12 protein-coding genes are annotated in these 19,441 nt (G+C 63.2%); 7 read left to right on the top strand and 5 right to left on the bottom strand.

Features of this window, described 5'->3' with window-relative positions; genetic code table 11:
- Positions 1 to 164 precede the first annotated feature (164 nt).
- Positions 165 to 1,961 carry an acyl-CoA dehydrogenase gene (locus tag NKH60_RS04220; RefSeq protein WP_352613910.1) on the bottom strand — a complete coding sequence of 599 codons (1,797 nt, stop codon included), beginning with the start codon at positions 1,959 to 1,961 and terminating at the stop codon, positions 165 to 167.
- Between the two features lie 237 nt (positions 1,962 to 2,198).
- Positions 2,199 to 2,660, bottom strand: a complete 462-nt coding sequence (locus NKH60_RS04215) for a MerR family transcriptional regulator (RefSeq protein WP_352871342.1) — start codon at positions 2,658 to 2,660, stop codon at positions 2,199 to 2,201.
- A 552-nt stretch (positions 2,661 to 3,212) separates the two neighbouring features.
- On the opposite strand from NKH60_RS04215, the gene NKH60_RS04210 reads away from it, so the two are divergent.
- The 4 genes from NKH60_RS04210 (at position 3,213) to NKH60_RS04195 (ending at position 10,344) form a co-directional block, all read left to right on the top strand.
- Positions 3,213 to 7,073 carry a peptidoglycan-binding protein gene (locus tag NKH60_RS04210; RefSeq protein WP_352613909.1) on the top strand — a complete coding sequence of 1,287 codons (3,861 nt, stop codon included), beginning with the start codon at positions 3,213 to 3,215 and terminating at the stop codon, positions 7,071 to 7,073.
- Between the two features lie 191 nt (positions 7,074 to 7,264).
- Entirely contained in the window at positions 7,265 to 8,188 is a 924-nt protein-coding gene (locus NKH60_RS04205) for a sulfite exporter TauE/SafE family protein (protein ID WP_023676949.1), read from the top strand.
- Entirely contained in the window at positions 8,188 to 8,979 is a 792-nt protein-coding gene (locus NKH60_RS04200; RefSeq protein ID WP_352455141.1) for a TIGR02186 family protein, read from the top strand. The genes NKH60_RS04205 and NKH60_RS04200 overlap by 1 nt, the downstream gene beginning before the upstream one ends.
- Before the next feature lie 108 nt (positions 8,980 to 9,087).
- Positions 9,088 to 10,344, top strand: coding sequence for an Hsp70 family protein (locus NKH60_RS04195; protein WP_352613908.1), 1,257 nt, complete (start codon positions 9,088 to 9,090; stop codon positions 10,342 to 10,344).
- 5 nt (positions 10,345 to 10,349) lie between these two features.
- Here the strand turns inward: NKH60_RS04195 and NKH60_RS04190 are convergent, their stop codons facing one another.
- Positions 10,350 to 11,252 (bottom strand): LysR substrate-binding domain-containing protein, encoded by a 903-nt coding sequence (locus NKH60_RS04190; RefSeq protein ID WP_352613907.1) that lies wholly within the window; start codon positions 11,250 to 11,252, stop codon positions 10,350 to 10,352.
- A gap of 279 nt (positions 11,253 to 11,531) precedes the next feature.
- On the opposite strand from NKH60_RS04190, the gene NKH60_RS04185 reads away from it, so the two are divergent.
- From NKH60_RS04185 to NKH60_RS04175, 3 genes are read left to right on the top strand one after another with little or no spacing between them, the layout of a single operon-like run.
- The gene (locus NKH60_RS04185) at positions 11,532 to 14,462 is read left to right on the top strand and encodes a molybdopterin oxidoreductase family protein (protein WP_352613906.1); all 2,931 of its coding nucleotides are present in this window, start codon (positions 11,532 to 11,534) and stop codon (positions 14,460 to 14,462) included.
- Entirely contained in the window at positions 14,459 to 15,193 is a 735-nt protein-coding gene (locus NKH60_RS04180) for a 4Fe-4S dicluster domain-containing protein (RefSeq protein ID WP_352470094.1), read from the top strand. The genes NKH60_RS04185 and NKH60_RS04180 overlap by 4 nt, the downstream gene beginning before the upstream one ends.
- An 11-nt stretch (positions 15,194 to 15,204) precedes the next feature.
- Positions 15,205 to 16,140 carry a dimethyl sulfoxide reductase anchor subunit family protein gene (locus NKH60_RS04175; protein WP_352613905.1) on the top strand — a complete coding sequence of 312 codons (936 nt, stop codon included), beginning with the start codon at positions 15,205 to 15,207 and terminating at the stop codon, positions 16,138 to 16,140.
- Between the two features lie 2 nt (positions 16,141 to 16,142).
- Here the strand turns inward: NKH60_RS04175 and pdeM are convergent, their stop codons facing one another.
- The gene (gene pdeM / locus NKH60_RS04170) at positions 16,143 to 16,859 is read right to left on the bottom strand and encodes a ligase-associated DNA damage response endonuclease PdeM (RefSeq protein ID WP_023676942.1); all 717 of its coding nucleotides are present in this window, start codon (positions 16,857 to 16,859) and stop codon (positions 16,143 to 16,145) included.
- Positions 16,856 to 19,378, bottom strand: a complete 2,523-nt coding sequence (locus NKH60_RS04165) for a ligase-associated DNA damage response DEXH box helicase (protein ID WP_352613904.1) — start codon at positions 19,376 to 19,378, stop codon at positions 16,856 to 16,858. The genes pdeM and NKH60_RS04165 overlap by 4 nt, the downstream gene beginning before the upstream one ends.
- Between the last annotated feature and the right edge of the window lie 63 nt (positions 19,379 to 19,441).

Below are 19,441 nucleotides of genomic sequence, written 5' to 3'. Positions count from 1 at the left end.
CGATGACTTGCTCGACCTTATCTTTTACAACCTGCGCCATGTGCCACGGCATTGCGATCATTTTCCTCCAAGGCATGCACCAGAATGGAGGTCGGCGCACTGCACGCAGGACCCCTCCCGGCCCTTCGGGCCACCCTCCCCTCGAGGGGAGGGGAACGCCGAAGCTAGAACGCTTCCGCCGGCAGTGCCATCAATGTGTCGGCACCGCTGGAGATGCGGGCAAGATGCGCCGACGTCTCCGGCATGATCCGCTCTATGAAGAAGCGCGCCGTCACCAGCTTGTTGTCGTAGAAAGACGAAGCGCCGTCAGCGCCATCAGCCAATTTCGCTGCGGCCACCCTGGCCATCCGGGCCCACATATAGCCCAGCGCCACCAGGCCGAAGAGATGCATGTAGTCGGTCGAGGCGGCACCGGCATTGTCGGGCTTGGCCATGCCGTTCTGCACCAGCCACATCGTCGCCGCCTGCAGATCGTTGAGGCCCTTTTTCAGCGCCTTGGTGAAGGGCGCCATCGTCTCGTCGGTGCGGTTCTCCTCGCAGAACTCTCCGACTTCCCTAAAGAAGGCCTGGACCGCGCGGCCGCCATTCAAGGCCAGCTTGCGGCCGACGAGATCGAGCGCCTGGATGCCGTTGGCACCCTCATAGATCATGGCGATGCGCGCATCGCGGACGAACTGGCTCATGCCGTGCTCTTCTATATAGCCGTGGCCGCCGAAGACCTGCTGCGCCATTACCGCATGATCGAACCCCTTGTCGGTGAGCACGCCTTTGACCACCGGCGTCATCAGGCCGGTGTAGTCGTCTGCGACCTGGCGATCTTTGTCGTCTCCGGAGCGGTGAGCGATGTCGGACTTGATCGCCGTCCACAGCGCCAGCGCGCGGCCGGCCTCGTTGAAAGCCTTCATGGTCATCAGGCTGCGGCGGATGTCCGGATGGACGATGATCGGATCGGCCTTCCTGTCCGGCGCCTTCGGCCCTGACAGCGAGCGGCCCTGCAGACGATCCTTGGCGTAGGAAACCGCATTCTGATAGGCGACCTCCGATAGCGAGAGGCCCTGCAGGCCGACGCCAAGCCGCGCCTCATTCATCATGGTGAACATTGCTTTCAGCCCGCCATTGGCCTCGCCGAGCAGCGTGCCTTCAGCGTCGTCGTAATTCATGACGCAGGTCGAGTTGCCATGGATACCCATCTTCTGCTCGATCGAGCCACAGGAGACGGTGTTCTTCTCGTCCGGATTGCCTGAGGCATCGAGCTTGAGCTTCGGCACGATGAACAGCGAGATGCCCTTCACGCCATCCGGCGCGCCCTCGATACGGGCCAGCACAAGGTGGACGATATTGTCCGACATGTCATGCTCGCCGGCAGAGATGAAGATCTTCTGACCGGAGATCCTGTAGGTGCCGTCGCCATTTGGGACGGCCTTGGTGCGCAGCAAGCCAAGATCGGTTCCGCAGTGTGGCTCGGTCAGGTTCATGGTGCCGGTCCAGGCGCCCTCGACCAGCTTCGGCAACCATGTTGCCTTCTGCTCTTTGGTGCCATGGGTGATGATCGCAGCGATCGCGCCTTGCGTCAGGCCGGCATACATCATCAGCGACATATTGGCCGACACCATGTATTCGGCAACCGCAGTGTGCACCGCGTAGGGCAAGCCTTGCCCGCCAAACTCGACAGGTGCCGCGAGCCCCATCCAGCCGCCTTCGCGATACTGGTCGAAAGCTTCCTTGAAGCCTTTCGGCGTCGTTACCGAACCGTCGTCATGGCGCATGCAGCCTTCCACGTCGCCAATGCGGTTCAGCGGCTGCATCACGTTTTCGGCGAGCTTCGCGCCCTCGGCAAGGATGGCCTCGAGCACATCCGGTGTGGCGTCGGAAAATCCGGGAAGATTGGAATAACGCTGATATCCCAGCACTTCGTTCAGCACGAACAGCGTGTCCCGGACCGGCGCTCTGTAGATCGGCATGCGTTTCCTCCACCATGCGGTCTTGGCCCCGAAATCAGCCCCAGCATATGAGGATGGCAGACGGACCAACGTTGTGGTCGAGATAACAAATATTGACGTTTGCGTAAACGTCAATTCTGTGCTGAGGCAAATTTTCTCCCGCGCGCCAGGACGACAAACGACAAAGCACGGCAAACGACGAAGAACCGCGCAGCGAAAGCCGCGCGGCTCCTATTCGTCACAAATCGAAAGCTTAGTTTAGCTCGCCACACTGGCCTGCGGGGTCGAGCGCTCGATCAGCATTTGCCGGACGGTCGACATCGAAGCACTCAGTTCGCTGATGGCATCGTCGATCAGCGCCCGCTGCTTCTGCAGGCGGGCAAGCTGCTTCTCCGACTTGTCGAGCGCCAGCCGCAATTGCTTGGTGTTGGAGCCGTTCGGATCGTAGAGGTCCATCATCTGCTTGACGTCACGCAGCGAGAACCCGACCTTGCGGCCAAGCAGGATCAGCTTCAGCCGGGCCCTGTCGCGGCGTGTATAAAGACGGGTCGAGCCGTCGCGCTGCGGCTTGAGCAGACCCTTGTCCTCATAGAAGCGCAGCGTACGCAGCGTCACTCCGTATTTCTTGGCCATTTCGCCGATGCGGACAAGCTCTTCACCGGCTTCGCTCGACATATCGTTGGTGTTGGCCGCGGCTTGGCCGGGCGAAATAAGTTTCATGGTCACTGGCTTTCCCCGTCTGGTGGCGTCGCGGTCGCGGACCTTGCGTCGCCTGAGTGAAAGCGGGGGCGTGCTTCCACTCGTGGTTTCAACAAACAAATCGCAAACGGCGTAATCCGCTCATTTACGTTTACGTCAATTCTATATCGATAGCCGCCTCAGCACGCAAGAGTGTTCTGGTCTTGCAACTTTATGCCGCAGCACCAGCGGACAACCTAAAAGGTCGTTGCCGATTTCGGGAGCGATCATGCGGCTGATCAAAATTCTACAACGTCTTTTGCGCGTCCAAAAAAAGACACCCGGCGCCGTCGGCAGCCAGCCGACAAAGTTGCAACTTCTTAAGCTTGGTTAACGCGTTGTTTACCACGTTGGGGCGAAATGTGCGCATGTCGGTTACCCGTGTCTATCCTGTACTGAATTTTTCACGGTTTTTCGGAGCGCGGATGAGACCGGGAAGCTCGTCTTCCACTGCAACAAGCCAAGCAGTCGCCTTCGTCCCGGCAGGACTTTGGGAACCTGGTGAAAGCCAGCAATTCTGAAACGGGCGCATTGATGAACAGCAAGCGGTCCTACCTCGATACACTCAACGCCGGCAGGCAACGCCGGCCGCACACGACGCTTGAAGAGCTCAACCGCTCCCTGGAAACTCTGGAGCAGCGGCTGGAGCGGACGCGCGAGGAGACGGCAAGCCACGCCGATCCGCGCCGACCAGCGGCAGAACCACGCTATCCCAGCGCCCAACCCTATGGCCAGCAGCGCCGGTATGAGGATCCACGCGCGCAGCGGCCGAAAGGTCCAGCAGCGGCTTTCGACCAGAATTACCAGGCGATCGCCCGCGATATCGACCGAGTGCGGGGCCAGGAGGACGGCGTCGCCCTAGCCGGCAAGATCGCCGGCGAATTGCGCGGCCTGCGCGAAGAGTTGCGCCAGCAGATGACCTCCGGCCTGCAACGCGAGTTCGAGGTACTGCGCAAGAATATTGAGCGAGCCTTCCAGTCAAATGGCGGCGGCAAAGGCAGCGCCGAACTCAGCGTCGAATTCGAGCGGCTTTCCGGCGCCATCCAGACACTGGCCGAAAAAAGCGACGACAGAAGCGTCAATATGCTGCGGCTCGAGCTTGAGCAGGTCAAAGCCGCGCTCGATACGCTGGCGCGCGAGGAGAGCGTGCAGGCGGTCGGACGCCGCTGGGACGATTTCGACCGCCGCTGGAACGCTTTCGAGGATCGCGTCGAGGCCGATCAGCGCAAGCGTTCCGATGCACCCGGCCTGTCGGCGCTAACGGAGCGGCTCGAACAGATCAGCAATGCCGTCAGCAATCTGCCGGAATCGCTGTCGCTGCGCTCGCTCGAGGAAAAGGTCCGCACGCTTGCCGGAGCGGTCGACCATTTCGCCCGCCAGCAGGACAATCGCGGCGGCGACACATTCAGTCAGATCGACGAGCGGCTCGACGAGATTTCCCGCGCGATCGTCGCCTCGACGGTTGCCGCGCAAGCCAATTCGTTCGACCCCGAGCCCTTCGAACGCATCGAGAAGCGGATCGATTCACTGGCCCAGCAAATCGAAGAAGTGTCGCAGGATCGTCCGGGTCGGGAGGTCATCGACCGTCTCAACACATTGTCGAGCCGCGTGGATGAACTGGCCGGCCGAGCCAATCTGCCGGAACAGGCGATGGAGCGCCTTGCCAGGCAAGTCGCGCTTATTGCCGACAAGATCGACCACGCACCTGCCATGCCCGACGCCGACTACATCTTCCAGGGGCTCGAGCAGCGCTTCGACGTGCTGTCCAGCATGATGGAACGTCGCCAGGGCGACGCAATCGAACAAGGCAACATGCTGTTTCGCGACCTTGAGCGCCGGTTGGACGAGGTCGCCGACAGGCTGGACCAGCGCATGCCGCAGGTCGATAGCGCCGGCATCATGGATGCCATCGACGCCCGCTTCACCGCGCTGGCCAAGCGGATTGAGACGCGCGTTCCAGATCCCGCCAACGAGGCGGCGATCCGTGGCCTGGAGAGCCGGCTCGAAGACATCTCAAGCCGGCTGGATTCGTCCGCGGCACAGGTCGCCAGCATCGACCCGGCGTTGATCCGCAGTCTTGAAGCGCAGGTCGCCGGCCTGACGGCGCATCTTTCCAAGCCTGGCACGCCGCTGCCGGAATTCGACGACATCAGCCCGCGTCTCAACGAAATCGAGAAGTCGCTGGCCGGAACCCGCGATTCCATCCTCGGCGCGGCGCGCGAGGCGGCTGAGAGCGCCGTCCGCTCACTGGCCGGATCAAGCGCCAACACGGCGGCCGTTACCGGCCTCGCCCAGGACCTGAAGACGCTCGAGGCACTGACGCGGCGTTCGGACGAGCGCAATTCGAGAACGTTCGAGGCTATCCACGATACGCTGCTCAAGATCGTTGACAGGCTTGGTTCATTGGAGACGGGCGAACCGGCAAGCGCGGAGTTGAGCAAGCGTTTCGGCCGGCCATCCAAGATCTCGATACAGGACGCACCGTCGATGGACCTCGACCAGCCGCTGCCGTTGACAGGCAGCATGGCCGATCTCGACGGCCGCGCCGCGGCGCTCGTGCGCGACGAGCCAGGTCCGCGTACGCCAGCCGAGGCCGCCGCCGCAGCAGCCCTGGCGGCTCTCGGTTCAGACACGACGCGTGAAAAATCCGAGCAAGGCGGCGGCAGGAAATCGATGTTAGGCGGGCTGGCGCGCGCCTTGAAGGGCAAGAAGGACGCCGAGATGCCGCCGCTTGCAGGCTCGGCGCAGAGCGCCGAGATACCGAGCGTCGATCTCGACGAGCCCCTCGACCCCAAGCTCGCCAACCGGCCACTGGAACCCGGCTCCGGCGCACCCGACCTCAGCGCCATCATGAAGCGCGTGCGCGACGAGCGCGGGCAGCCGACCCGGGAAGGCGGCGCTGAGGCGGCAAAATCGGACTTCATTGCGGCAGCCAGACGGGCTGCGCAAGCGGCGGCTGCCGAGGCGGACGCCCTCAAGCGCCAGTCGACGATGAAAGGCCCGGTCAAGGCACTCAGGATCGGCGACCTGCTCAAGGCGCGGCGCAAGCCGATCCTGATGGGGGCAATCGCCATCATGCTGGCGCTTGCTGGCCTGCAACTGGGCAAAGCCTTCTTCTCCGACCCGGTCGAAGTTACCAACAATGAGGCGGCACCGGCCGTGGCCGTACAGCCGGTGGAAACCAATTTGGCCAGCGTTGCCAGCGAGCCGAAGGCGGACGCGCAGACGACACCACAGGAGAGCGCGCCGTCGCCCACCGTCAGGCAGGCAGAGCCATCCGCATCGATGACCAAGGACGACACGGCGGCGCAAACCGGCCCCGCTACACCGGCAGCCGAGACATCGACGGCGCCCTCGGCTTCCGCGGAGCCCGCTGACCTGGCGGCGCAAGACTCCGCGGCCGCAGTGCCCACGCCGGCAGCGGCGACGGCCAGCGACGCCGAGCCAATGGCTGCCGCGCCTGCTATAGCCACCGCTGCGACGCAGGACTCGACCGGCACGGTGCCACCGGCGGATGCTGCCGCGGCAGGCGTTGCCAAGATCGACGTTCCGGCCGATGCCGGTCCGGCCGCCCTGCGCGATGCAGCGGCGGGCGGCGACGCCAAGGCGCTGTTCGAGATCGGCTCGCGCTACGCCGAGTCTCGCGGCGTCAAAGAAGACATGGCGGCGGCGGCCAAATGGTATGAGAAAGCTGCCGAACTCGGTTTCGCGCCGGCAGAATACCGCATCGGCAATTTCTACGAGAAGGGCATCGGCGTCGCACGCGACATCAAGAAAGCGAAAACCTGGTACCAGCTTGCCGCAGCGCAGGGCAATGCCAGCGCGATGCACAATCTTGCCGTGCTGTTTGCGATGGCGGCGGATGGCGTGACCGACAATGAATCGGCAGCGCGCTGGTTCCAGGCGGCGGCGGATCTCGGTGTCAAGGATAGCCAGTTCAATCTCGGCATCCTCGCGGCGAAGGGCGTCGGCATGAAGCAGAACCTCGAGGAGAGCTACAAATGGTTCGCACTCGTCGCCAAGACCGGCGACAAGGATGCGGCGGCCAAGCGCGACGAGATCGCCAAAGCACTGAGGCCCGAGCAGCTGGAGCGTGCGCGGGCCGCGGCTGAACTGTGGAAGGCCAAGCCGCTCGATCCAACCGCCAATTCGGCCGACGTTCCTGAATCGTGGCAGGACGGCACACCGCAGACGACCGCCGGCATCGACATGACGAAAGCGGTCCAGAACATCCAGCGCATTCTCAACAAGAACGGCTACGAGGCCGGCAATCCCGACGGGATGATGGGCCAGAAAACCAAGAACGCGATCATGGCCTTCCAGGCCGACAACGATATGAAGGCAACCGGCGCGATCGACGAAAAGCTGGTCAAGGCGCTGCTTGCGCGTAAATAACGGCGGATGCGTCGTTTCCGCGACGCCCTTGCCACAGATTTGCCTGTTAACTGATTGAGTTGTTTTTTGTTTCGGCGGTGCGGCGAAGTTTGACTTCACGGCCCGGCCGGCGCAAGAACGAGATAGCCTTCTGACGCAAAATGCCCGCAACGGTTGCATTCGCCAGGAGGCAAACTGATCGAGACTGACGGGTGGGCATCTATCTCCCGATCGCGGAAATTTCCGTCAACATCTTCGTGCTGCTGGCCATGGGTGCGGCGGTGGGTTTCCTGTCGGGCATGTTCGGCGTGGGCGGCGGCTTTCTCATTACGCCGCTGCTGATCTTCTACAACATACCGCCGGCAATCGCGGTCGCCACCGGCGCCAACCAGGTCATCGCTTCCTCCTTCTCCGGCGCCCTGTCGCACATGAAGCGCGGCACGCTCGACTTCAAGCTTGGCGGCGTGCTTTTAGCCGGCGGCATCGTCGGCTCGACTGGTGGTATCTATGTCTTTGCGCTCCTGCGCCGGCTCGGCCAGCTCGACCTGTTCATCTCGCTGCTCTACGTCGTGCTGCTCGGCACCGTCGGCGGACTGATGCTGGTCGAGAGCGTCAATGCGCTGCGCGCCACTCGCAGCGGCGCCGCACCGGTGTTGAAGAAATCCGGCCAGCATAATTGGATCCACCGCCTGCCGCTGAAGATGCGGTTCAGGGCCTCGAAGCTCTTCGTCAGCGTCATTCCGGTGCTTGGGCTGGGCGCGGCGATTGGCTTCCTGTCCTCGATCATGGGCGTCGGCGGCGGCTTCATCATGGTGCCGGCCCTGATCTACCTTTTGAAAGTGCCGACCAACGTCGTCATCGGCACCTCGCTGTTCCAGATCATCTTCACCTCGGCTTACACCACGCTGGTCCACGCCACCACCAACCAGACGGTCGACGTCATGCTCGCCTTCCTGTTGATGGCAGGCGGCGTCGCCGGCGCGCAATATGGCGCCAAGGCTGGTCAGAGGCTGCGGGGCGAGCAACTCAGGGCGCTGCTGGCGCTGCTCGTGCTGGCGGTAGCCATCCGGCTTGCCATCGATCTTTTCGTCACGCCGCCCAATCTCTATTCTCTGTCCGGCGTGGGCCTGAGCTGATGGCCGGCCTAAGGACGCTCGCGGCCGCCGCCTTGCTGTCGCTGCTGGCTGCTGCGCCACCGGCGAAGGCGCAGGCGCCACTAACCGAAAACATCCAGATCGGCCTTTCCACCGACAATGTCTCGATTACCGCCGGCTTTTCCGGCGCCGACCTGACCATTTTCGGCTCACTGGAAAATGCCGATCCGCTTGTCGCGCGGCAAGGGCGCTACGACGTGATCGTCGTGCTGGAAGGCCCGGCTCGGCCGGTCGTCGTGCGCCGCAAGGACCGGGTGCTCGGCGTCTGGGTCAATCTGGAGTCGGAGACCTTCAAAAACGTACCTGTCTCCTATTCGGTGGCGACGACGCGGCCGCTGCAGGACGTCACCGATCCGAACAGCTACAAGCAGCTGTCGCTTGGCGCCTCCAACCTCTATTTGCAGCCGGCCGACGCGGAGGACAGCCCGGCGACAATCGAGGAGTTCACCGCCGCGCTGCGCGAACGCAAGGCGGCGACCGGCCTCTACAGCGAGAATGTCGGCGGTGTGCAGTTCCTGTCACAGAACCTGTTCCGCGCCACCGTCAGGCTCGCCCCAAACGTTCCGGTCGGCACCCATAAGGCCCGCGCCTTCCTGTTCAAGAGCGGCTTGTTCATCAAGGAAAGCTCCGCCCAGCTCGAAATCCGCAAGTCCGGTTTCGAACAGTCGATCTTCCGCGTCGCGCACGACTATTCCTTCCTCTACGGTGTCTTTGCCGTATCGCTTGCCATGCTGACCGGCTGGCTCGGAAGACTGGTGTTCAGGAAAGACTGAACTCTCGTAAAAGTGGTTTCCCTTTCCGAGGGTATGGGTTAGACCGCGACCCCCGGCCCGACCGGACACGAGCTGCTGCTCCCCAAATCAGAAATACAGGAACGCACGATGCGACCAGCATTCGCCGGGATCGACTTCGGCACTTCGAATTCCACCGTAAGCGTGGTCAGGAACGGGCAGCCGCGGCTGGTGGCGTTGGAAGACGGCCAGGTCACGCTGCCCAGTGCGGTATTCTTCAATTTCGAGGACAACCACACCTATTTCGGGCGACGCGCCCTTGCCAATTATACGGACAGTATCGAAGGCCGCCTGATGCGCTCGTTGAAGAGTGTGCTCGGCAGCTCGCTCGCCCACGAAAAGACGCGCATCAAGGCGCGCTCGATCGGCTTCATGGAGATTGTCGGCCTGTTCGTCGGCCATCTGAAAAAGAAGCTGGAAGAAGAAGCCCATGACGCGGTCGACAGCGTCGTGCTGGGACGGCCCGTGCAGTTCGTCGACGACGATGCCGAGGCCGATGCCAAGGCGGAGCACGAACTCGAAAACGCCGCTCGTGCCCACGGCTTCAAGCAGATCGCCTTCCAGTTCGAACCGATTGCCGCGGCGCTCGACTACGAACAAAAGGTGACGCGCGAGGAACTGGCGCTGATCGTCGACATGGGCGGCGGCACGTCCGACTTCTCAATCGTGCGGGTCTCGCCCGAGCGCGCCCGCTCGCTTGACCGCAAGGACGACATCCTGGCCAGCCGCGGCATCCATATCGGCGGCACCGACTTCGACCGGCTGTTGAGCATCGCCCATGTGATGCCGCAGCTCGGCCATCTCTCACCGACCAAGGATGGCAAACGTAATCTGCCGGCGAGCTACTTCATCGACCTGGCGACGTGGCAGCGCATCAACCTGGTCTATACCGCAAGGGCGATGACGCATCTGCGCCAGATCCGCTATGAGGCGGAGCGCGCAGACCTGGTCGACCGGTTCATCCACATCGTCGAGCATCGTTACGGCCACGCGCTGGCGGCACTGGTCGAAAAGGCCAAGATTGAGCTGACGGACCGATCGTCGGCCGATGTCGAGGTCGCGCTGCCGGAGGTGAGGTTCACGGCAGAAATCACGCGCAAGAGTCTCGAAGCCACCATAGCCAGGGACATTGAGCGTGTTGCGGCTACGGTCGAGCAGACCATCCGCGACGCACAGGTGAAGGCCTCGGATATCACCGCGGTGTTCTTGACCGGCGGATCGACCGCGATCCCGCTGGCCAGGCAGCAGATCCTGGCGCTGGTGCCGCAGGCGTCGGTAATCGAAGGCGATGTGTTCGGCTCGGTCGGGCTTGGGCTGGCGCTCGACGCGCAGCGGAAGTTCGGCTGATCGGCTTAAAGCGGCGCGGATCTCTCAGCTTTGCCGCCAAGATGCGCCTTGAGCGCCATCTGGGCCAGGCTTGGCTGCCGGTCGCGATGCGTGATCATGGCAAATTCGCGCTTCGGCAGATCGATCGGCACGGAACGCAGACTGCCTTCGGCGACCGCGCGCGCGACGACGAGTTCCGAAATGATGCTGGCGCCGGCGCCGGCCTCGACCGCCTGGCGAATAGCCTCATTGCTCGGCAATACCAGGAATATCTGCAGGTCCGCGAACGAAACCCCGTCGCGTCGGGCAAGGTCCTCCAGCGCCTCGCGCGTGCCCGACCCGCCTTCGCGAATGATCCAGCGAAGCCCGCCAAGGTCGGGATGTCCAGGCGAAACTTCCGCGATCTCAGGGTGCGTGCGCGCCACGACCAGCATCATGCGATCGATATCGACCTTGGCACGCCGCAAAATGTCGGATTCGGTGCGCCCCTCGACCAGGCCAAAATCGGCTGCGCCATCAAGTACATTGGTCTCGACCTGCCTGGTGTTGCCAATGCTCACGCTCAGCCTGACGGCAGGATAGGCTTCGTGGAAAGAGGCGAGCCGGCGCGGCAGCCAATAGCTGGCGATGGTCTGGCTGGCAGCTATCGAGAGACTGCCTGATATCGTCTGCGAGACATGCTCCAGCACATTGTGGGCCGCCGCAGCCCGCTCGAGGACCGCCTTGGCTTCGGGCAAGAATCGGCGTCCGGTCTCGGCGAGTTCGATGTTGCGGCCGACGCGGTTGAACAACTGGACGCCATGCTGCTGTTCGAGCGAGCGGATCGCGGCGGATGCGGCCGACTGTGAGATGCCCAGCAACTCGGCCGCTTTGGTCATGTGCGCCCGTTCGGCGACGGCGACGAAGATCCGCAACTGGTCCAGGGTCATTCCGATACTAAGAAGCAAATCCGATTGGAATTACAAGAGCAATTTGTTAGACGGATCGGTCGCTTTGTTCTAAATTTTGGCCCGAAATTGGAAAAAAGTCGCGCCAGAGCAGTCGAGGGTAGAATTGGTGGGGCGGTTCAAATCCGTGTTTGCGCACTGGACCCGCAGCCTGCGGTGGCGGCTCGTCGGTGAACGCTATCGTCCGGAACAACATTACATGCGCGGCCCAGGTCCGAAGACGAGAGCCAAGTTAGCGGAGCGCAAGAGCATCACCGGATCATGACCAACAACCTGCTGCGCGGAGCCAATTCGGCACCATCACAACGGCCGCTTGCCGATACGCGCGCGCCCGCTGAACGCGACGGCGTCGATACGTCGCCTGATGTCTCCGACAGCATCGCCAAGACCACCTGCTATATGTGCGCCTGCCGCTGCGGCATCGACGTCCATATCAAAGACGGCAAGGTTCGGTATATCAACGGCAACAAGGATCATCCGGTCAATCGCGGCGTGCTGTGCGGCAAAGGCAGCGCCGGCATCATGCAGCATTACAGCCCGGCGCGGCTGACGAAACCATTGCTGCGCACCGGACTGCGCGGCTCGGGCGAGTTCCGCGAGATTGAGTGGGAGGAAGCTTTGTCGATCGCGACAGAACGGCTTTCGAACATCCGCCAGACCGATCCGAAGAAACTCGCCTTCTTCACCGGGCGCGACCAGTCGCAATCGCTGACCGGCTGGTGGGCGAGCCAGTTCGGCACGCCGAACTTCGCCGCCCATGGCGGTTTCTGCTCGGTGAACATGGCAGCCGGCGGCCTCTACACGATTGGCGGCTCGTTCTGGGAGTTCGGCGAGCCCGACTGGGACAACACCAAATATTTCATGCTGTTCGGGGTTGCCGAAGACCATGATTCCAATCCGATCAAGATCGGACTCGGCAAGCTCAAGGCGCGCGGCGCCAAGGTGGTTTCAATCAATCCCTGCCGCACCGGCTATAATGCAATTGCCGACGACTGGATCGGCATCCGGCCCGGCACCGACGGCCTGTTCGTATTCGCCCTCATCCATGAATTGCTGAAGGCTGGCCGCATCGATCTCGAGTACCTCTTGCGCTACACCAATGCCCACATCCTGGTCGTTCAGGAGCCTGGAGCTGTCGATGACGGGCTGTTCATGCGCAATGGCGACGGCAATCCGCTGGCTTGGGACAGGGTGGCGAAGACGCCTGTCAATGCCAGCGATGCGGACGCGAAGCCCGCATTGACCGGCAGCGTTCTCGTCGACGGCCGCCGCTGCGTGCCGGTCTTCCAACTCGTCGTCGACCGTTATCTGGACGAGAGCTATTCACCTGACGCCGTCACTGACCGGTGCGGCATCTCCGCCGACACCATCCGACGCATTGCCGCAGAACTCGCCCATGTCGCCTTCGAACAGCAAATCGAATTGCCGGTGGCCTGGACGGACTGGGCCGGCCGCCGGCACGAGACCATCAAGGGTCGCCCGGTGTCGATGCATGCGATGCGCGGCATCTCGGCCCATTCGAACGGATTTCACACTTGCCGCGCCATTCATCTGCTTCAGGTGCTTCTCGGCACGGTGGACGTGCCGGGCGGCTTCCGCTTCAAACCGCCTTATCCGCGGTCCGCGCCGCCGGGTCCAATGCCCGCCGGCAAGAATGTAAAGCCGATGACACCGCTCGAAGGCATGCCGCTCGGCTTCGTCTGCGGACCGGAGGACCTGCTGATCGATGAAGGCGGCAAGCCTGTTCGTATCGACAAGGCCTACTCCTGGGATGCGCCGCTGGCCGCACACGGGCTCATGCACACGGTTATCCGCAACGCCTGGGCCGGCGATCCCTACAAGATCGACACTCTGTTTATGTACATGTCCAACATGGCCTGGAACTCGTCGATGAATACGGTCGAGACGATGGCGATGCTGACCGATATCGATGCGTCGGGCGAGTACAAGATCCCGTTCATCATCTATTCCGACGCTTATTATGCCGAGACCGTGCCTTTTGCCGATCTGGTGCTGCCGGACACCACCTATCTCGAGCGTCATGACTGTATCAGTCTGCTCGACCGGCCGATCAGCCATGCCGACGGTCCGGGCGACGCCATCCGCCATCCGGTCGTCGAGCCGGACCGCGACGTCAGGCCCTTCCAGACGGTGCTGATCGAACTCGGCGCGCGGCTCGGTCTGCCCGGCTTCGTTCATGACGACGGCTGCGCCAAATACCGCGACTATGCCGACTACATCGTCAATCACGAGCGCACGCCAGGTGTCGGTCCGCTCGCCGGCTGGCGCGGCAAGGACGGGGCCTCGGTCGGCAAGGGCGAGGTCAATCCCGACCAGTTGCAGCGCTACATAGATAATGGCGGCTTCTGGCACCAGGATTTCGCCGCCGATCAGCGCTACTACAAGATGGCCAACCGCTCGTATCTCGAATTGGCTGAGAGCATGGGCTTCATGCCGAAGGCCGAGCCGATCGTCTTCCAACTCTATTCGGAGCCGATGCAGCGCTTTCGCCTTGCGGCGCGCGGCCATGGCGGGGTGCTGCCGCCGGAGGCGGAGCGCAGCCGCATCGAGACCTATATGGATCCGCTGCCGTTCTGGTATGCGCCCTTCGAAGAGGCTGCGGTCGACAGCCAAGCCTATCCGCTGCACGCGCTGACGCAGCGGCCGATGCACATGTACCATTCCTGGGGCGGGCAGAATGCCTGGCTAAGGCAGATCACCAGCCAGAACCGACTGTTCGTGCACTACCGGACGGCAGCCGGCCTCAGCCTTGTCGACGACGATTGGGTTTGGATCGAGAGCATCAACGGCAAGGTCAAGGGGCAGATCAAGCTGGCCGACGGCGTCAACGCCGATACGGTGTGGACCTGGAACGCGATCGGCAAACGGCGCGGCAGCTGGGGGCTCAAGGACGACGCGGCCGAATCCAATCGCGGCTTCCTGCTCAACCACATCATCGGCGACCAGACCTCCGCCGATGCCAACGGCAAACGCTATTCGAATTCCGACCCGGTAACGGGCCAGGCCGCATGGTTCGACCTGCGCGTGCGCATCGTCAAATGCGCGCCCGAGGAAGCGGGCTTCACCGAACCGCAGTTCGAGCGGTTCCGCCAGCTGCCGGACTCTGAGCTCTCGCCCGACAAGCTCAGTTTCGGCGCCGAGTTCCGCATGAAAAGAGAAGCCGCCGAATGACTTGCCTTCCCGCCCATACCGACAAGAAGCTCGGCCTTGTCATCGATCTCGACACCTGCGTCGGCTGCCAGGCCTGCGTTACCGCCTGCAAAGAATGGAACACCGGCGGCCATATGGCGCCGCTAACCGACATCGACCCCTATGGCGGCAATGTCGACGGCGTCTGGTTCAACCGCGTGCACAGTTATGAGCACATGACCGAGATGGGTGGGCGCACGGTCAATTTCCCACGCTCCTGCCTGCACTGCGAGACGCCGGCGTGCGTCACGGTCTGCCCGACCGGCGCCTCCTACAAGCGGGCGTCGGATGGCATCGTGCTGGTCGACGAGGACAAATGCATCGGCTGCAAATTGTGCAGCTGGGCCTGCCCCTATGGCGCGCGCGAGTTCGACACCGATGTCGGCGTGATGAAGAAATGCACGTTGTGCGTCGACCGCATCTACAACGACAATCTGGCGGAAGAAGATCGCGTGCCGGCCTGCGTCGCTGCTTGCCCGACCAGCGCGCGGCATTTTGGCGATCTGGGCGATCCGGCATCCGCTATCTCGCAACTGGTGGCCGAGCGTGGCGGTGTCGATCTGATGCCGGAAATGGGCTATAAGCCGACCAACAAATATCTACCGCCACGTGCCCACACCACCCGCGCCGCATCGGTGCCGGCGCCAGCGCTTGAAGCGGTGCGGGCCGAAGGCGGCTTTCTCGGCTGGGTCGACCGCATGCTCTCGAACTGACCCGTGCCTTCATGCATCCAGCCTTCTCCGTCGTCTTTTTCACCACGGCCACGGGCGCCGGTTACGGCCTGCTCGCGCTGCTTGGCGTGCTCGCTGGACAGGGCTTTATCCCGCCCGATTTCTGGCTTGGCCTCACCGGCATGGGGCTGGCGCTCGGCCTGATCTCGACAGGCCTGCTGTCGTCGGCCGGCCATCTCGGCCGGCCCGAACGCGCCTGGCGTGCCTTCTCGCAATGGCGTAGCTCATGGCTGTCGCGCGAAGGTGTTGCCTCGGTCGCCACCTTCGTGCCGGCGGGGTTGTTCGGTATTGGCTGGGTGGTCCTCGGCCGTACGAGCGGCTGGGCGGCTGTCGCCGGGCTGCTCGCTGCCATCGGCGCGGTCGCAACCGTCTGCACCACCGGCATGATCTACGCGTCGTTGAAGCCGATTGCCCAGTGGCACAGCCGCTTCACCCTGCCCGCCTACCTGGTCTTTTCGGCGATGACCGGCAGCGTACTGCTCAACGCCCTGCTGCAGGGATTTGCCGCAGGCTCGAATATGCTTCTGGCGGGTGCCCTGTTGCTGACCGCGCTCGGCTGGGGTTTGAAGCTGGCGACCTGGCGATACAATGACAGGCTGGAGATCCCGACCAATGCCAACACCGCAACCGGGCTTTCCGGCGGCACGGTGCGGTCGCTGGAATGGCCGCATACCGAGGAAAACTATCTGCTCAAGGAGATGGGTTTTCGCATTGCGCGCAAGCACAGCGCTAAACTCCGCCAGATCACGCAGGTGCTGGCATTTGCTTTGCCCGCGTTGCTGCTGGTCGCAGCGTTCGCCTTGCCGTGGCCCTATGCGGCAGCACTGTCGATACTCGCCGCAATCGCCCAACTCGCCGGAATGCTGGTCGAGCGCTGGCTGTTCTTCGCCGAGGCCAAGCACACGGTCACTTTGTACTACGGCAGGTAGGTTCAGCCCGGTCTGAGCATCGCGTGGGAAATCGCGAAAATGCGCTCTGTGCCAAGCATATAGGCCATCAGCGTTTCGCGGCGGAACAGCCCGGCATAGGCGCGATCGAGCACGTTGAGCGAGCCGGTATAGGCGCCGAAAGCCGGCATGATCATGCGGCCGCCATCGCCGGCAAAGCAACGACGCCGCACCGAACGGCCTTGCTGCACGATGCGGGCGCAAGGATGCAGGTGGCCTGATATCTCGCCTTCCACTCTCACCGCCGAAGGCTCGTGTCGGAAGAGTAGCGAGCCGATAGCCAATTCGCGTACGGTCTCGCCTGGCAAGTCGGCCGGCGCTTCAGGATCATGATTGCCGGCGACCCAGAACCAGTCGCGCCCGACCATCAACCCTTCCAGCCTTTGGCGAAAGCTCGCGTGCATACGAGCGGCGCCGCCGCCATCGTGAAAACTGTCGCCCAGGCTGATAACGATCGCAGGCTGATAATCGGCGATCACCGCCTGCAGCCGGAGCAACGTCGCACCGGTGTCGTAAGGTGGGACCAGCGTGCCGCGCCTGGCCAGTGATGAGCCTTTTTCCAGATGCAGGTCGGATACGGTCAGAAGCCGGAATTCGGGAAAATAGAGCACGCCGCGACGGTCGCAGATCGCGCGTTCGCCGGCGATACGGACAGCGCCCGCATCCGCCAGAGGCGCAGCCATGGCGAGCGCGACAGTCATTTCGTCCCCATGGCCTCCTCGATCAGCGTGGCTGCATCCATCAGCAGCGTGTCATCGGCCTCGCCATGCACCGGCATTTTGCCGATCTCGAGCATGATCGGCACGGCGAGCGGCGATATCTGCTCGAGGTTCTTATGCATGATTCGACCTTGGACGCGCGAGAGCATCTCGGCAAGTCTGCTGACATCCAAGAGACCGGTCGCGGCATCGGCACGCGTCGCCTGCAAAAGGATATGGTCGGGCTCGTGGCTGCGCAGCACGTCGTAGATGAGATCCGTCGACACGGTTACCTGGCGGCCGCTCTTCTCCTGCCCCGGGTGGCGTTTCTCGATCAATCCCGAGATCAGCGCGCAATTGCGAAAGGTGCGCTTCAACAACCAACTGCCGGCGAGCCAGGCTTCGAGGTCGTCGCCCAGCATGTCCTGATCGAATAGCGCAGCCAGCGACGGTTTCTTCGCCCTGAACATATGGCCCATATCGGCCAGCGACCATATGGCAAGCGCATAGTCGGTGGCGACGAAGCCGAGCGGCTTGGCTCCCGCCCTGTCGAGGCGGCGGGTGAGCAGCATGCCGAGCGTCTGGTGCGCCAGCCTGCCCTCGAACGGATAGGCCACCAGATAGTAGCGGTTGCCGCGCGGAAAGGTCTCGATCAGCAGATCGTCGCGTTTCGGCAGCACCGACTTGTCGGCCTGAAAGCGTAGCCAGTCGGCGACCTGCTCCGGCAGCTTCTTCCAGCGCTGCGGATCGTCCAGCATGGCGCGGACCTGTTCGGCCAGGTACGTCGAAAGCGGGAATTTGCCACCACCGTAATACGGCACCTTGGCGTCGCTGCCGGGTGCATTCGAGACAAAGCACTCATTCTCGCGGATACCTTCGAAGCGCAGCACCTTGCCGGCGAACATGAAGGTGTCGCCATGCGTCAGCGTTTCGAGGAACGCCTCCTCGATTTTGCCCAGAACCCGGCCGCCACGCGAAGCCGCGCCTCTGCTGCCGGCCTGAACATAACGGACGTTGAGCGCCGGCACTTCGATGATGGTGCCGACATTGAGCCGGTATTGCTGGGCGACGCGAGGATTTGAGACCCGCCACAGCCCGTCCTTGTTCAACCGGATGCGGGCATAGCGCTCGTAGTTCCTTAGCGCATAGCCGCCAGTGGCGACGAAATCGATGACGCGATCGAATGTCGGGCGATCGAGATCGGCATAGGGTGCTGCCGTCCGCACCTCCTCGAACAGCGCATCGGCATGGAACGGCGCACCGCAGGCACAGCCCAGCACGTGCTGCGCCAGGACGTCGAGCCCGCCATCGACCAGCGGCGGCGTATCCTGGGCACCGAGATAATTGGCGTCGAGCGCCGCCCTGCATTCCAGCACCTCGAAGCGGTTGGCCGGTATCAGGATCGCCTTGGACGGCTCGTCCATACGGTGGTTGGCGCGGCCGATGCGCTGTGCCAGCCGGCTGGCACCTTTCGGCGCGCCGACATGGACGACCAGGTCGACGTCGCCCCAGTCGATGCCGAGGTCAAGCGTCGACGTGGCGACGATGGCGCGCAGGGCGTTCTCGCCCATTGCCTTTTCGACACGCCGGCGCTGCGCGACGTCGAGCGATCCGTGATGCAGCGCGATCGGCAAGATCTCCTCGTTGACCCGCCACAACTCCTGGAATAGCAACTCCGCCTGGCTGCGCGTGTTGACGAACAGCAGGGTTGTCTTGTGGCGCTTGATCTCGTTGTAGATTTCCGGCGTTGCGTAGCGGGCCGAATGTCCCGCCCACGGCACGCGCTCCTCCGAATCGAGAATGGAGATGTCGGGCTTGGCGCCGCCAGTGACGACGATCAGTTCGGCCATCGGCCCCGGTGGATTCTGGCTGACCAGCCAGCGCCGCAATTCGTCAGGCTCGGCGACCGTCGCCGACAGGCCTATCGTCTGCAGGGCGGGCACAAACGAGCGCAGCCGGGCCAGCCCGAGCGACAGGAGATGCCCGCGCTTCGAGGTCACCAGCGAATGCAATTCGTCGAGCACGACATAGCGCAGGTCCTCGAAGAAGCGCCTGGCATCGGGCGCGGCAATCAGCAGCGCCAATTGCTCGGGCGTGGTCAGGAGAATGTCGGGGGGCGCCAGCTTCTGCCGCTGGCGCTTGTGTGCGGGCGTGTCGCCGGTGCGCGTCTCGACGGTGACCGGCAGCCCGATTTCTTCGACGGGTTTGCCGAGATTGCGCTCGATGTCGACGGCCAGCGCCTTCAGCGGCGAGATGTAGAGTGTGTGGATGCCTCGATGCGCCTGCCCCGGCCTTCTCCTCGGCCGGCCGGCCAGTTCGGTCAGCGATGGCAAGAACCCGGCCAGCGTCTTGCCGGCGCCGGTCGGGGCGATCAGCAATACCGACCGGCCGCCCTGGGCTTTGGCCAGCAAATCGATCTGGTGGGCGCGCGGCGACCAGCCCTTTTCCGCAAACCATTTGACAAATGGCTCGGGCAGGACGACGGCGGCATTCTGTTCGGCAAGGCGCGGCTGCTCTGTCACGCGCCAGACGTAGCGCGGCGGCGCGCAATCGCCAAGCAGAATCAGAACAAAAGGTGATCGATT

Source organism: Mesorhizobium sp. M1006, from assembly GCF_040318825.1.
In the GTDB taxonomy this organism is placed as follows: Bacteria; Pseudomonadota; Alphaproteobacteria; order Rhizobiales; family Rhizobiaceae; genus Mesorhizobium.
Note: the sequence above shows the minus strand (reverse complement) of the source record. Positions and strands in the feature narration are given on the sequence as shown.

Coding starts and splice junctions, on each gene's coding strand:
- NKH60_RS04175 (WP_352613905.1), top strand. CDS start 15,205: ATGCATCCAGCCTTCTCCGTCGTCTTTTTCACCACGGCCACGGGCGCC.
- pdeM (WP_023676942.1), bottom strand. CDS start 16,859: ATGACTGTCGCGCTCGCCATGGCTGCGCCTCTGGCGGATGCGGGCGCT.
- NKH60_RS04215 (WP_352871342.1), bottom strand. CDS start 2,660: ATGAAACTTATTTCGCCCGGCCAAGCCGCGGCCAACACCAACGATATG.
- NKH60_RS04210 (WP_352613909.1), top strand. CDS start 3,213: ATGAACAGCAAGCGGTCCTACCTCGATACACTCAACGCCGGCAGGCAA.
- NKH60_RS04190 (WP_352613907.1), bottom strand. CDS start 11,252: ATGACCCTGGACCAGTTGCGGATCTTCGTCGCCGTCGCCGAACGGGCG.
- NKH60_RS04200 (WP_352455141.1), top strand. CDS start 8,188: ATGGCCGGCCTAAGGACGCTCGCGGCCGCCGCCTTGCTGTCGCTGCTG.
- NKH60_RS04185 (WP_352613906.1), top strand. CDS start 11,532: ATGACCAACAACCTGCTGCGCGGAGCCAATTCGGCACCATCACAACGG.
- NKH60_RS04220 (WP_352613910.1), bottom strand. CDS start 1,961: ATGCCGATCTACAGAGCGCCGGTCCGGGACACGCTGTTCGTGCTGAAC.
- NKH60_RS04195 (WP_352613908.1), top strand. CDS start 9,088: ATGCGACCAGCATTCGCCGGGATCGACTTCGGCACTTCGAATTCCACC.
- NKH60_RS04180 (WP_352470094.1), top strand. CDS start 14,459: ATGACTTGCCTTCCCGCCCATACCGACAAGAAGCTCGGCCTTGTCATC.